This window comes from Luteibacter sp. NPDC031894 (assembly GCF_050273135.1).
Classification (GTDB): Bacteria; Pseudomonadota; Gammaproteobacteria; order Xanthomonadales; family Rhodanobacteraceae; genus Luteibacter.
In genome coordinates this window covers 113,824-128,227 of record NZ_JBNNMV010000001.1, presented here as the reverse complement: position 1 = coordinate 128,227, position 14,404 = coordinate 113,824, and the positions used below count along the sequence as shown (strand labels likewise).

General features: G+C 65.7%; 11 protein-coding genes. 4 read left to right on the top strand and 7 right to left on the bottom strand.

From position 1 onward, the window contains the following. Positions 1–9 precede the first annotated feature (9 nt). Entirely contained in the window at positions 10–1,698 is a 1,689-nt protein-coding gene (locus ACQKIE_RS00605; protein WP_427454944.1) for a type IV secretory system conjugative DNA transfer family protein, read from the top strand. Between the two features lie 28 nt (positions 1,699–1,726). Here the strand turns inward: ACQKIE_RS00605 and ACQKIE_RS00600 are convergent, their stop codons facing one another. Both ACQKIE_RS00600 and ACQKIE_RS00595 read right to left on the bottom strand, forming a co-directional pair. Further along, the gene (locus tag ACQKIE_RS00600) at positions 1,727–3,502 is read right to left on the bottom strand and encodes an XVIPCD domain-containing protein (RefSeq protein ID WP_427454943.1); all 1,776 of its coding nucleotides are present in this window, start codon (positions 3,500–3,502) and stop codon (positions 1,727–1,729) included. Positions 3,503–3,529: 27 nt separating this feature from the next. Further along, the gene (locus tag ACQKIE_RS00595; RefSeq protein WP_427454942.1) at positions 3,530–4,264 is read right to left on the bottom strand and encodes a lysozyme inhibitor LprI family protein; all 735 of its coding nucleotides are present in this window, start codon (positions 4,262–4,264) and stop codon (positions 3,530–3,532) included. Between the two features lie 200 nt (positions 4,265–4,464). Between ACQKIE_RS00595 and mutS the strand changes: the two genes are divergently transcribed. Next, entirely contained in the window at positions 4,465–7,050 is a 2,586-nt protein-coding gene (mutS, locus tag ACQKIE_RS00590; protein WP_427454941.1) for a DNA mismatch repair protein MutS, read from the top strand. A gap of 24 nt (positions 7,051–7,074) precedes the next feature. Here the strand turns inward: mutS and ACQKIE_RS00585 are convergent, their stop codons facing one another. From ACQKIE_RS00585 to htpX, 4 genes are all read right to left on the bottom strand, one after another. Further along, complete coding sequence (locus tag ACQKIE_RS00585) at positions 7,075–7,473, bottom strand: RNA-binding S4 domain-containing protein (protein ID WP_427454940.1); 399 nt, start codon at positions 7,471–7,473, stop codon at positions 7,075–7,077. A 41-nt stretch (positions 7,474–7,514) separates the two neighbouring features. Beyond that, positions 7,515–8,420: an AEC family transporter gene (locus ACQKIE_RS00580; protein WP_427454939.1), complete on the bottom strand. Its 906-nt coding sequence runs from the start codon at positions 8,418–8,420 to the stop codon at positions 7,515–7,517. Positions 8,421–8,486: 66 nt separating this feature from the next. Then, entirely contained in the window at positions 8,487–10,352 is a 1,866-nt protein-coding gene (gene htpG / locus ACQKIE_RS00575; RefSeq protein WP_427454938.1) for a molecular chaperone HtpG, read from the bottom strand. Between the two features lie 141 nt (positions 10,353–10,493). Beyond that, complete coding sequence (gene htpX / locus ACQKIE_RS00570; RefSeq protein WP_427454937.1) at positions 10,494–11,384, bottom strand: protease HtpX; 891 nt, start codon at positions 11,382–11,384, stop codon at positions 10,494–10,496. 170 nt (positions 11,385–11,554) lie between these two features. On the opposite strand from htpX, the gene gluQRS reads away from it, so the two are divergent. Then, on the top strand, positions 11,555–12,463 hold the full coding sequence (gene gluQRS / locus ACQKIE_RS00565) for a tRNA glutamyl-Q(34) synthetase GluQRS (RefSeq protein ID WP_427454936.1): 909 nt from the start codon (positions 11,555–11,557) through the stop codon (positions 12,461–12,463). Between the two features lie 56 nt (positions 12,464–12,519). Continuing rightward, positions 12,520–13,260, top strand: coding sequence for an acetoacetyl-CoA reductase (gene phbB / locus ACQKIE_RS00560; RefSeq protein ID WP_427454935.1), 741 nt, complete (start codon positions 12,520–12,522; stop codon positions 13,258–13,260). An 18-nt stretch (positions 13,261–13,278) separates the two neighbouring features. Here the strand turns inward: phbB and ACQKIE_RS00555 are convergent, their stop codons facing one another. After that, positions 13,279–14,385, bottom strand: coding sequence for a catalase family protein (locus ACQKIE_RS00555; RefSeq protein ID WP_427454934.1), 1,107 nt, complete (start codon positions 14,383–14,385; stop codon positions 13,279–13,281). Between the last annotated feature and the right edge of the window lie 19 nt (positions 14,386–14,404).

The following is a 14,404-nucleotide window of genomic DNA, read 5'->3' as shown; positions in this document are numbered from 1 at the left end:
TAGCGCGGCATGACTAGGACCAGGGGATATTGGGCGTCGGGCACCTTCGTTGCCACGCTCATCGTCGGCGAGGTGTTTTCAGGTTATCTCACCCTTCTTTTCCTGAGGGTTGGCAAAGGCTTCTTGAAGCTCAGTACCTATGTCGATTACGTGCGAGCGCTTTCACTCGGACTCGAGCAGTACCAACCCTATGCATGGAAGATCAAGTTGGCGGGCGCGATGGGCTTTGGTCTGCCGCTGCTGCTGTGGCTCGTCTTTCTCTATTTTCTGTTGAAGCGCAGCAAGCCATCGATGCATGGCGATGCCCGGTTCGCCACCACGTCAGACCTGCGCAAGCAGAAGATGCTCTCCTCTTCCTCGAACGGCATTCTGGTAGGCAAGTTCAAGGGCAAGCTCGTCCGCCTCCCCGGCCAACAATTCGTGATCCTCGCCGCCCCCACCCGCTCGGGCAAGGGCGTCGGCGTGGTGATCCCGAACCTTCTCGATTACCAGGAATCGGTAGTCGTCCTGGACATCAAGCAGGAGAACTTCGACCTCACCAGCGGTTGGCGCGCTTCGCAGGGACAGGAGATCTACCTGTTCAACCCATTTGCCGAGGACCGCCGCACGCACCGGTGGAACCCGCTGAGTTACGTCTCCAAGGATCCCGCCTTCCGCGTCTCCGACCTGATGAGCATTGCGACGATGCTTTATCCGGACGTCTCGGACGACCAGAAATTCTGGGTCAGCCAGGCCCGCAACGCATTCATGGCCTTCTCGCTTTACCTGTGCGAGAAATGGGACGATGACGAGGCGAAAGGACGCCCGGAAATCATCCGGAACAAACCGACACTGGGCATGATCTATCGCCTGTCCTCCGGCGATGGCACCGACCTGCGCGAACTCTACACGCGGCTGTCGAAAGAGCCCTGCCTCAGCGCCAACGCTCAATCCGCCTTCGCCAACCTGCTTTCCCAGGCCAACGAGACCTTCGCCTCCATCCTCGGCACCTTCAAGGAACCGCTGAACGCCTGGATCAACCCGGTCCTGGACGCCGCGACGAGCGAAGACGATTTTCTGCTCACGGATGTGCGCAAGAAGAAGATGACGATCTACATCGGCATCCAACCGAACAAGCTGGCCGAGAGCCGCCTGATCGTGAACCTGTTCTTCAGCCAGCTGATCAACCTCAACACCAAGGTGCTGCCGCAGAATGACGCGTCACTGAAGCACCAGTGCCTGTTGCTGATGGACGAATTCACCTCGATCGGCAAGGTGGAGATCATCGCCTCGGCCGTGTCGTACATGGCGGGTTACAACATCCGCCTGCTACCCATCATCCAGAGCATGGCCCAGCTCGATGCGACCTATGGCAAGGACGTCTCGCGCACGGTCATCACCAACCACGCGCTGCAGATCGTCTACGCGCCACGGGAGCAGCAGGACGCCAACGACTATTCCGACATGCTGGGCTATACAACGGTACGTCGCGAGAACATCACCAAGAGCAAGAAGGGCGATGTATCGAAGAGCCACTCGGAAGAGAAGCGTGCGCTGATGCTTCCGCAGGAACTGAAGGCGATGGGGACGGAGAAAGAAGTCTTCCTTTACGAGGGCATCCCCCATCCCGTGATGTGCGAGAAGATTCGCTATTACAACGATCGCTACTTTACGTCGCGCCTCATGCCCAAGGTGAGCGTGCCGCCGTTGGCCGTTTAAAGCTCGGGAAAACTCAGCACTACATCCCTTACCGATGCATCTCCGGCTGCTGTTGCTGCTGCGTCTGCGCCGGCTGTTGCGCCGGCACGGGCGGCTGCTGCCATTCCGCACTGCTTTGCGCCATCGTCTTGCCAACCGACTGGCTGACATCGACCTCCGCGATTTGCTTGAACGGCGAGTTGAGTTCGCCCTGCACCGCATAGGCACGACGGGCGTCGTCGCTCAACACCACGTGGTCGATCCGGGAGATTCCCTGGGCGTGAGCCGCCGCGGCCAGTGACGCCGCGAGGTTCTGACTCAACTGGTCGGGCGTCCGGCCCTGCTGCGCATCGACTGCATGCACACCAGTGAGCGCTTGGCGAAACATCGCATTGCCGGGATGGGCGGCATCGTCCAGTCCAGGCTGCCGTGGCTGCACCGCCCGATTCAAGGCTTCCAAGGTCTTCGTCCCCACGATGCCGTCGTCACCAAGGGCATGGTCGCGCTGGAATGCCTTGACCGCGGCGGTTGTATTCGCGCCAAAGTCATTGTCAGGCCGCAGCAGACGGCCGTCGGCACCCTTGTAGCCCAACTGCGCGAGCTGGCGTTGCAGGTCCCCGATTGCAGGCGCATGGTCGTGCTCGCGCAACGTACCCGGATGTTGCACGTGATCGCCGGTGGCATGGGTGGGAGCCGTGCCGCGCACACGGCCGGGATGCGTCACATGCAGCAACCGCTCATTCGTGCCGTTGTTGCGCAAGTTGACGTCAAGCGTGTGGTCCGCATTGACATGCGTGGACACGTCCCGGCTGTTCACGGAACGCCATTGACCGTTGACCAGGGCCTCACCGTGCCCGGACCGGTCCCAGGTCACCAGGTCACGACCTTCGGCATAGAAGCCGCGATGATTGGCCGTCTCCGCATAGGAGCCCCCCTGCCCCAGTGCCTGCACCATCGGGCGCGCATGTGCGGGATCGGTGAACGCGTCGCGGATTGCCGCGTACTCGTGCGGCAGGTTCGGATGCGTCGGATCGTTACCCAAACGGGTCGGGTTCACGAGGGGGTCGTTCAACACCGTATTCCACGCCGGACGGAGCGGATGGTCGGCGGCCGTGACGCGCAGATCATTGAACAGCGACGCCCCGGCAAGCGCGTGGTCGCGGCCGTCGGTGACGTAATCCGGATAACGGTCGATGGACCGCCGCACATCTTCCACGCTGTGGTGTTCGCCCTGCTGGAGTTGACCGATCAGGCGATTCCCGTAGGTTTCGCTCTGGTTGTACAGCTTGGCCGTCATCGTGATGAGGCGAGCCTGATCCTGTTCCGAGGCGTGCTGGTACAAAGCCGTCTGCCGCAGCGGCGCGATGGCATTCATCATCAGCCGGTCCACCTGGGCCGTGTCGTGCCGATGGACGAAATCGACGCCGGCATCGCTGGCCATGAAGGCATCGAGGTGCGACTTCACGGTGGCGTCGAGGGGGCGACCATGCTGGGCCTCGATCTGGTGTCCGGTGCGGCCGAGGTCGGCGATCGTCTGCGTACGCTGCCCCGCGCTCAGTGACCAGTCGGGGTGCGCGGTACGGGCCCACGCCTGATAGGCGTCGGTCAAGTCGGTCGCGACTTCCGGGTGCTGGCCGAGGTCGGTCTGCAGGGTTCCGATGGAGAAACCGCTGTTGCCGATCGGATGCATCCTGGGATGCCCCTGGGCATCGTCGCGGATGTTCCCTGCGAAGCTCAGCCGGTAGGCGACATCGCCCCCTTCCGAACTCACGCCGATGGCGAAATAGGACAGCGCGCGCGCTTCGTTATCAGTCAATCCTGGCATGTTGCAACTCCTGGTCGATGGTCGCTGTTACATGTCGTCCTTGCACTGCTTGTCCAGCGGCGCCTTGCCGCCTTTCGCCACGCGGTCCAGCGAGACGTACTTACTGCTATCGGCGTGATACCAGGCGAGCCGCTTGCCCTCCGGCACGACGTATCCGTCGACGTTTCCGAAGGCCGGACAGGCGGGATAACCGTCCCGTTCCGTTTCGTCGGCGCAGAAGCGGAGATACAGCTTTCCGTCGCGCCACTCGCCCTTGAAGCGACCGGAGCTTCCCATCGAGTGGTTACCGTCCGACCACGTGCCTTCCGGCGCGGCGCCGAGTGAAGAGACGTGCAGTTGGACGAAGTGGCCCAGGTTGCATTCGGTTCGATAACCCCAGTCGCCCGCGATGGCCGCAGCGCCCTGCTTTGCGGGCGGCGTCGTCGCTCCGCGCACGCGTTTCTCAAGCTCGTCGGCCCGGAAACTCGTTTGCGTCGTGGTGCAGGTGTTCTTTACGACCGCGCCGGGCGTGACGCCACAGGCTTGGTCCCGGCCGGCAATCCACTGCCGCTCTTCGTCCCGCAGGGCATTGCGGCCGGCGTTATCGAGTGACGCCGAGAGCGCCTTGTAGGCCGCATTGAGCCGCGCATCCTGCGTGTCGTAACCGGTCGACCCCGCGTCCTGTGCCGCGACACCCGCCGAAAAAGCCAGGCCCAGGACCATGGCGGCCACCCATCGTATGCGGGCGTTCGCCCGTCCCTCGTCCATTCGCCTGCCGAGCATTGGAACTCCTGTGTCGTCAACGGTCCGGAGCCGCTTTCCGAAAACGGTATCAGCCCTTTGTGAAAAAAACCGTGCATCGGTCGCGGCCTGACGGCCCGGCGCCCGGACCGGCGCCCCGGCCGGCGCCGCGGGCCATCCGTTATCATGTCCGACCGGCGTGCCACAGGTGGCACGCCTTCGGCACGGAACCTCGGAAAATCATGGCTTTGGCAGAAGACATCTCGGCCGCGGCCGGGCACACCCCTTTTATGCGCCAGTACCTGGCGGCGAAGGCGGAGCACCCGGACATCCTGCTGTTCTTCCGGATGGGCGACTTCTACGAGCTGTTCTACGACGACGCGCGCAAGGCGGCCCGCCTGCTGGACATCACCCTGACCCAGCGTGGCCAGTCGGCCGGTGCGCCGATTCCGATGGCTGGCGTGCCCTACCACGCCGTCGAAAACTACCTGGCCCGCCTGGTGAAGCTGGGCGAATCCGTGGCCCTGTGCGAGCAGATCGGCGACCCGGCCACGTCCAAGGGGCCCGTAAAGCGCGAAGTTGTCCGGATCGTTACCCCCGGCACGGTGACCGACGCGGCGCTGATGGAAGAGCGCCGGGACAACCTGTTGCTCTCTATCGCCGCGGGCCCGAAAGGCTACGGTCTGGCCTGGGTCGACCTGTCCACGGGTCGCTTCCTGCTGACCGAGGTGGCCACGGCCGAAGGCCTCGCGGCCGAACTCGCCCGCCTGCAGCCGGCGGAGACGCTGGTCGGCGAGGACGTGGCCTGGCCAAAGCTCGTCTCGACACTTCCCGGCTTGCGCAAGCGCCAGCCCTGGCACTTCGACGGCGACGCCGCCACCCGGGAGCTGTGCCGATTCTTCAAGACGCGCGACCTGCTCGGCTTCGGCGTGGACGGCATGCCGCTGGCGATCGCCGCGGCGGGTTGCCTGCTCGGCTATGTAGAAGAAACGCAGAAGAGCGCCCTGCCCCATCTCACGGGCATGGCCGTGGAGAACGCGGGCGAGACAATCGCGATGGACGCCGCCACGCGCCGCAACCTCGAGATCGACACGCACCAGAGCGGCAATGTCGAGAACACCTTGCTCGGCGTGCTCGACGAGACGGTGACACCGATGGGCGCGCGCCTCATGCGCCGCTGGCTCAACCGCCCCTTGCGCGATCGCCAGGTGCTGCGCGGCCGTCACCAGGCGATCGGCAGCCTGATCGACTCACGCCGTCACGTGACCCTCCGCGAACGGCTACGCGGCGTCGGCGACCTCGAGCGCATCCTGGCCCGCGTCGCCCTGCGATCGGCACGTCCGCGCGACCTTTCCACGCTGCGTGATGGACTCGCCGCGGCGCCGGCCCTGCGAGAGGACATCGAAGGTCTCGATAGCCCGCTCCTCCACGGTCTCGTGCAGCGCATCGGCGACCATGCCGACACCGCCGCGCTGCTCGCCGCGGCTATCGTCCCCCAGCCGCCCGTCCTGCTGCGCGACGGCGGCGTGCTCGCCGAAGGCTATGACGAGGAGCTGGACGAACTGCGCCGCCTCTCCACGAACGCCGACCAGTTCCTGGTCGACATGGAAGAGCGCGAGAAGGCCGCCAGCGGTATCCCGACGCTGAAGGTCGGCTATAACCGCGTGCACGGTTATTACATCGAGATCAGCAAGGCGCAGTCGGAAAAGGCGCCGCAGCATTACACGCGTCGCCAGACGACGAAGAACGCCGAGCGCTACATCACGGAGGAACTGAAGCAGTTCGAGGACAAGGTCCTCTCCGCCAAGGAACGTTCGCTGATGCGCGAGCGCGCGCTGTACGAACTGCTCCTGGACAAGCTGATCGAACGCCTGCCTGAATTGAAGGTCGCCGCGGCGGCGATGGCCGAACTCGACGTGCTGGCGAATCTCGCCGAGCGTGCCGAAGCGCTGGACTGGACCGCGCCGCAACTGACCGACGCGCCTGGCATTCGCATCGAACGCGGGCGCCATCCGGTCGTCGAGAAGGTTCGTGAGGAACCGTTTGAACCCAATGACCTCGTGCTCGACAAGAGCCGTCGCATGCTGGTCATCACCGGGCCGAACATGGGCGGCAAGTCCACCTACATGCGGCAGAACGCGCTGATCGTCCTGCTCGCGCACGTCGGTAGCTACGTGCCGGCGTCGGCCGCGACCATCGGACCGATCGATCGCATCTTCACTCGCATCGGCGCGGGCGACGACCTGTCGCGCGGGCAGTCGACGTTCATGGTGGAGATGAGCGAGACCGCGAACATCCTGCACAACGCCACGGACTGCAGCCTGGTTCTCATGGATGAGGTCGGTCGTGGTACCAGCACGTACGACGGTCTGTCGCTCGCACGGGCCGCGGCGGTGCACCTGGCGGCCACCAGTTGCGCGTTCACCCTGTTCGCCACGCATTACTTCGAGCTGACCGAACTCGCCGGCGAGTATCGGACGATCGCCAACGTGCACCTCGACGCGGTCGAATACGGCGACCAGCTGGTCTTCATGCATACCGTGAAGGATGGTCCGGCCAATCGCAGCTTCGGCCTGCAGGTGGCCGCACTGGCCGGGCTTCCGAAGAGCGTGATTGCCGATGCACGGCGTTACCTGGCCGCGTTGGAACAAGGCCACGAAGTCACCAAGGCGGTAGCGGCACCGCCCGCGGCGGCGCCGCAGATGGGTTTGTTCGCGCCGCCGCTGCCGTCGCCGGTGGAAGAGGCGCTGCGCGCGCTCGACCCGGACGACCTGGCCCCCCGCGAGGCGCTGGAGCAGCTTTACAAGCTGAGGAAAATGTTGCGCTGAGTACCCGGGCCCGCTGCCGCGCGATCAGAGCGTCTTCTTCAAATCCTGGATCAAACGACGGGCATGCTTGTCGGGACGCGAGTCGGGGCGTAGCAAAGCGCCGCCGGTGAGGCGGCGATCCTCGCGACGGCGGGCCCGTTCGGCAACGCTCTCTTCCGTTTCGACATAAAGCTTCTGCGCTTCCGGCGCCGGCCCCCGTTTCTCGGCAAGCGCGGCGACGACGCAGACGAGCCGCTCCTCGCCCCGGCTGACCCGGAATGTATCGCCCACGTGCACGAGCTTCGCCGGCTTGCACGTCGCCTCGTTGAGCTCGACCTTCCCACCTTCGATCGCCTGCTTGGCGAGACTGCGGGTCTTGAAGAAGCGCGCGGCCCAGAGCCACACGTCGGCGCGCACGCCGGGGGTCGTCGGTATGTCGGTCATAGGGAGGAGGATGCGGTCGGCACCGTGAATAGCAAGGCTAGTTACTCTGCAGGCAGGAGCATGTTGCCCAGCGGGATCGTCACCAGCGAGAGAAGGATGCCGGCACCCAATACGGTGTTGGCGAGACGAGGCTCGAGGTCGTACTGGTCCGCGAGGATCGCCGCCGAAATCATCGGTGCCATGGCCGCCTGGAGGACGCCGACGGTGAGCGTCAACCCACCCACGCCCGCCGCCACGCCGAGGCCGTACACGACCAACGGAGCGAGGAGCAGCTTCCAGCCGATACCGGCAGTCAGCGCGCCGAGCTGCTCGCGGCGCAAGTGCAGATGGAATTGCAGGCCGACCGAGAACAACGCCAGCGGGGTCAGCGTGGCGCCGATCTGCAACAGGGTCTTCTCCAGCGCCATCGGCATGCCGCCGAACAGCCCGATCGCGACGCCGGCGACCAGCGCGATGAAGGCGGGGAAACTCAGGAGCCGCCGCACGATCGTCGCCACGCTCGTCCCCTGTCCCGAGTACATCGACGCCACGACAATGCCTCCGGCGGCGAGCATCGGGAAGCAACCCAGCTGGTCGGCGATCACGGCGATGGAGAGTCCGGCTTTCCCGTGCAACGCCTCGACCAGCGGATAGCCCATGAACGAGGTGTTGCCGAGGCCGCACACGAGGGTGAGGCATCCGATGCGCTGCGGCGACCAGCCGAAGGCCTTGCTGAGGATCGCGAACAGCACCCACGCCCCGAGGAAGGTGACGTACATGCCGGCGACGGGAAACCACAGGCGCGCGTCGATCGTGACATGCGGCACCAGCGCCAGCACGAGCGCCGGCAGCGCGATGTTGAGCACCCACCAGTTGATGCCGGGCACGATGCCTTCGGGCAGCGGCGCGAAACGGCGGCAGAGGATGCCGAGGGCGAGGCAGAGGAAAAGAATGAGGAGCGCGGACATGAAGCGGGACGATAGCAGCCTTGTGTGGGAAGCGCGCGCCAGCGTGCTTCCCACAACGCCCGGATATCAGCCCAGCAGGACGCGATTCATCCGCTGCACGAACGCCGCCGGATCGGCCAGCTGCGCCCCGGCGGTGATCTCCGCCTGCTCGAACAACAGGCTCGCCAGGTCGCCGGCTTTCGCGTCGTCCGTCTCCGCCGCCAGGCGCTTCACCAAGGCGTGTTCCGGATTGAGCTCCAGCACCGGCTTCGCGTCCGGCACCTCTTGCCCCGCCTCACGAAGCAGGCGGGCAAGGTGCGGCGCCAGGTCGAAGTCGGCGAGGGCGAGGCAGGAGGGCGAGTCGGTCAGGCGTGCCGACACGCGCACTTCCTTCACACGATCACCGAGCAGGGTTTTCGCACGCTCGAGCAGCGGCGCATTGGCCTCGGTGGCGGCCTCCTGCTTCGCCTTGTCCGCCTCGTCCAACGGGAACTCGCCCTTCGCGACGTTGCGGAGGCGCTTACCGCCGTATTCGGTGAGGTAGCCGAGCATCCACTCGTCCACACGGTCGGACATGAGCAACACTTCGATGTCCTTGGCCTTCAGCGCCTCCAGCTGCGGGCTGCCCGCGGCGGCGGCATAGCTGTCCGCGGTGACGTACCAGATGGTGTCCTGGCCCACGGCCATCCGGCCGATGTAGTCGTCAAACGAAACCGTCTTCGCCGCGCCGTCGCCCTTCGTCGACGCAAAGCGCAGCAACTTCGCGATGCGCTCGCGGTTCGCCGTGTCCTCGACGATGCCTTCTTTCAGCGTATTGCCGAAACCAGTGAGGAAGGTCGCGAACTTCTCCGGCTCGTCGCGCGCGATGCGCTCCAGCAGGTCGAGCACGCCCTTCACGCAGCGCGCCTTGATCTGCTCCAGCTGGCGATTGTGCTGGAGGATTTCGCGGCTGACATTCAGCGGCAGGTCGTCGGCGTCCACCACGCCGCGCACGAAGCGCAGGTAGTTCGGCAGCAATTCCTCCGCCGCGTCCATGATGAAGACGCGCTTGATGTACAGCTTCAGGCCCTTGCGTTCGTCGCGGCCGCCCATCATCAGGTCGAACGGCGGTTGCTCGGGCACGTAAAGAAGCGTCGTGAAGCTCTGATTGCCCTCGACGCGGTTATGCGTCCAGGCCAGCGCGTCGTTGAAGTCGTGCCCCAGCGCCTTGTAGAAGTTCTGGTATTCCTCGTCGCTGATCTCGCTCTTCGGGCGCGACCAGAGCGCCGACGCCGAATTCACCGTGGTCCATTCGGTCGGGTCCGGCTTGCCGTCTTTCTCGGCCGGCATGCGGATCGGGAAGGCGACGTGATCGGAATACTTCGTGATGGCGCCACGCAGCGTCCACGATTTGAGGAACTCGTCCTCGTCCGCCTTCAGGTGCAGCACCACGGTAGTGCCACGCTCGCTGACGTTCGTGTCTTCGAGGGTGTACTCACCCTTGCCGTCGCTCTCCCAGCGCACGCCGGCCACGGCCGGCTGGCCTGCACGGCGGGTGATCACGGTGACCTTGTCGGCGACGACGAAAGCCGAGTAGAAGCCCACGCCGAACTGGCCGATGAGACGGGCGTCCGCCTTATGTTCGCCCGACAGCGCCTCGAGGTAGCGACGCGTTCCGGAGCTCGCGATCGTGCCGATGTTGGCGACGACTTCGTCACGGCTCATGCCGATGCCGTTGTCGCGCACGCTGATGGTGCGCGCCTCCGGATCCCACGTGACCTGGATGCGCAGGTCGGCATCGCCATCGGTCAGGGAGGGGTCGGCCAGCGCTTCGAAACGCAGCTTGTCGCAGGCGTCGGAGGCGTTGGAGATGAGCTCGCGCAGGAAGATTTCCTTGTGCGAGTAGAGGGAGTGGGTGACCAGGTGCAGGACCTGGGCGACCTCGGCTTCGAACTTACGGGTTTCCTGGCTCACGGTGCCGTTCCTTCTGGGTGGGACAGGCACGGGAGTATGGGGATCGAAGCAGAACGAAAAAAGGGCCCCGGGTTGGCCGGGGCCCTTGACGAGGCTCGAACGCCAGGTCGCCGATTGCCTGCCCTCGCAGGGACGGCGCCGTTAGCGGGCGGCCTGGAGGGCGGCGATGCGCTCTTCGATGGGCGGATGGCTCATGAACAGGCGTTTCAGGCCCGAGGCCAGGTGGCCCGAGATGCCGAAGGCCTGGATCGACTGCGGCAGGCTGGTGTCGCCGTGGTTGCCCGACAGGCGCTGCAGGGCCGAGATCATCGAGGCGCGACCGGCCAGGTTGGCGCCGGCGGCGTCCGCCCGGAACTCGCGCCAGCGGGAGAACCACATGACGATCATGGAGGCGAACAGGCCGAAGACGATCTGCAGGACCATCACCACGACGAAGTAGCCGATGCCGCCTTCCCCGTCGCGCTCGCGGCCGCCGCTCAGCCAGCTGTCGACGACGCGGCCGACGAGGCGGGCAAGGACGATGACCAGGGTGTTGAGCACGCCCTGGATGAGGGTCAGCGTGACCATGTCGCCGTTGGCGACGTGGCCTATTTCGTGGCCCAGCACGGCCGACACCTGCTCGCGATCCATCTGCTGGAGCAGACCCGTGCTTACCGCGACGAGCGCGTTGTTGCGGCTCATGCCGGTGGCGAAGGCATTCATCTCGGGGGCGTCGTAGACCGCCACCTCGGGCATGCCGATGCCGGCCTTTTCGGCATGGCGGCGCACGGTGTCGAGCAGCCAGCGTTCCGACTCGTTGCGCGGTTCGGTGATGACCTTCGCGCCGGTGGACATCTTCGCCATCCACTTGGAAATGGCGAGCGAGATGAATGCACCGCCCATGCCGAAGACGGAGGCGAAGACGATGAGTCCGCCGATGCCCATGCCGCGCTGGGCGGCCCACTGGTCGATGCCCAGGACATGGCAGACGCAGGTCAGGAGGAGAATGACCGCGAGGTTGGTGGCGACGAACAAGGCGATACGTTTGAACATGATCTGTCTCTCTCAAGGCGCCTGGCGATAGGCGCCGCCTGTGCCAAGTTTTCGGGGCGAACGGTGAACGATTCAATGGCGGAAAGGCCCGTGGCGCGCGCGAGGCAGGCCCGGTGCGGCTCTGCCGTCCGGGCATCGCCTACACTTGTCGGCCTTCCAGCCGAACGGATATGAGAAACCTCTCAAACCCGCTCATGACGACCTCGCCACGCTACCGCGGACGCTTCGCCCCCTCCCCCACCGGCGCCCTGCATTTCGGCTCCCTGGTAGCCGCCGTGGGGAGTTGGCTGGTGGCGCGCCATGCGGGAGGCGAGTGGCTGGTGCGCATCGAAGACATCGATCCCCCCAGGGAGGTTCCCGGGTCGGCGGGGTCCATCCTGGCGACGCTGGGTGCCTTCGGCCTGTCGCCGGACCGGCCTCCGGTCTACCAGTCGCACCGGCACGCGCTTTATGCCGCGGCGTTCGAACGCCTGCGCGAAGCCGGCCGGCTCTTCCCTTGCTGGTGCAGCCGCACGGACCTGGCGCTCCATGGTGGCATCCATCGGGATGGCCTGTGCGTCGCCCCACCGGACCTGGCCCGCCCACCCGCGTGGCGACTGCGGACACCGGACCTGACGATCCGCTGGGACGACGACCTGCAAGGGGCCCAGGTGGAAAGCCTGCGCGAGGTGGCGGGCGACTTCGTCATCCGCCGGGTGGAAGGCTTCTGGTCATACCAATTGGCCTGCGTGGTGGACGACGCGGAACAAGGGGTCACCCACGTCGTCCGCGGCGCCGACCTGCTCGATTCCGCCGCCCGGCAGATCCACCTGCAGCAGGTCCTGGGGTACCCCACGCCGGGGTACCTGCACCTGCCGCTGGTCGTCGATGGCAAGGGCCGGAAGTTGTCCAAATCCACCGCGGCGTTGCCGGTGGATCCCGCGGATCCCCTGCCCGCGCTGCGCCTGGCCTTGGCCCGTCTGGGTGTCTTGCCCTCGCCTGCCGCCGCGACCCCGGATGCCTTGTTGCGCGACGCATTGCGCGGATTCGAGCCTGCGTCGCTTCGCCGCAGTAGTCTTGGCGCCACGGCGACGCTATAAGAATCGTTTGCCCGGACACGGGCCAGCACGGGATCGACGCGAGGATGAAGCAAGGCATGACGCAGCGAACGGCACTGGTGACCGGCGGCACGGGCGGCATCGGCACGGCCATCGTGCGCTACCTTGCGCGCCAGGGCCATCGGGTGGCTACGAACTTCCGCGACGAGGCCCGCGCGGCGGCGTGGCGAGAGGACATGGTCCGCGACGGCATCGATGTGGTGATGGTGCCGGGCGACGTCTCCGATCCGGTGTCGGCGGAGGCGATGATCCGCGCGGTCGAGGAACGGACCGGACCGGTGGAGATCCTCGTCAACAATGCCGGCATCACGCGCGACACGACGTTCCACAAGATGGATTACCAGCAGTGGACCGAGGTGGTGAACACCAACCTCAACGCTTGCTTCAACGTGACGCGCCCCGTCATCGAGGGCATGCGGACCCGGCAATGGGGCCGCATTGTCCAGATCAGTTCCATCAACGGGCAGAAGGGCCAGTACGGTCAGGCCAACTACGCGGCCGCGAAGGCCGGCGTGCACGGATTCACCATCTCCCTCGCGCAGGAGAACGCGCGTTTCGGCATCACGGTGAACACGGTGTCGCCCGGCTACGTCGGCACCGACCTCGTCATGGCCGTGCCCGAAGACGTGCGGGCCAAGATCATCGCCCAGATCCCCATCGGACGGCTCGGCCGCCCCGAAGAGATCGCGCACGCGGTCGCGTTCCTCACCGCCGAGGAATCCAGCTGGATCACGGGTTCCAACCTCGCGATCAATGGCGGCCATTACATGGGCTGGTAGCCCGCCTTCCGGCAGGGCTTAGAGCTTCAGTTCGGCCATCGAGCGCGGCTCGCGCATGGTCACGTTGTTGTGGTGCGCGCGGAATTTCGCCATGACCTTGTAGGCCACGCGCCGCGCGCGCATCACCGACCCCAAGGGGCGATGCGCGGCCAGGCCGTGCCATGGACTGAAGGCCATGCCGTCATCGATGGCCGCGCGGCGCGCGGCGTTCCACGCCGGCTGCGGTGGCACGACGATCCGTGCCACGTCGATGTACGGGCTCTTCTCCTCCGGCCATCGCGCCGACGCATCCTCGATCGGCATCGACTCGGGATCCGTGCAGAACTGCACCCGCAGGTCCCACTCGCCACCCTGTGTACCGAAGTGCTCGACCATCGCCTGGCGCAGACCGTTCGGCTTGCCGTTGACGTTGAGTTCGGCGTCGGTGAGCGCGGTGAGGTTCGGCGAATGCGGCGCGACCGAGACCTTCACCACGTAATCGCCAAAGCGTAGCGGCGCCTGGCTGTAATAGGTGTCCCCAAGGGGGTGCGTCTCCGGCTGCCCGCCAAGGTTGAGGAGCGTGGCGCTCTTTCCGCCAAAGGCCTCGATGACGCGTTCCGTTCCCCGGAGTACGGCCGACAGCGCCTTCTTCGCTCCTTCCGCCCGATCGGTGGTCGCGGCCACCAGCTTCAACGAAGCGGCGAAACGTTTTGCATTGGGCGCGGAAAAGACCGGACCATTCACCAGGACGAAGTCCTGCGTCATGTCGCCGTCGCTGCCCGGTAGCCGCTCGCCTTCGACACCGAGGATCTTGAGCGCCATGCCGCGCGGGGTGGACACGCTGTCGTCGAGCAGGTCTCCCGGCACGGTCGACAATCGCATGACCAGTGGATACCTGCCCTCCCTGGAAAACAGGCCCTGGGCCAGCTCGCGCGGCAGGTCCGCGGGAACGATCAGCTCGCCGGTCAGCAACGCGTGGCTCTTGGCGTGCACCGATCGATGCGCGTGCTTCTCGTGCTCCAGCGTGGTCTGGTTGATCCGCGTGAGCGTCTCGATGAGCTGCTCGACGGTCTCGGCCTCATCCGGCTCGACATGTTCCAGCGACTCGTCGAAGCGGATCGGCGGCGGGTGCAGGGACAGGGGCATGACGGGCCTCGGCGCGAGC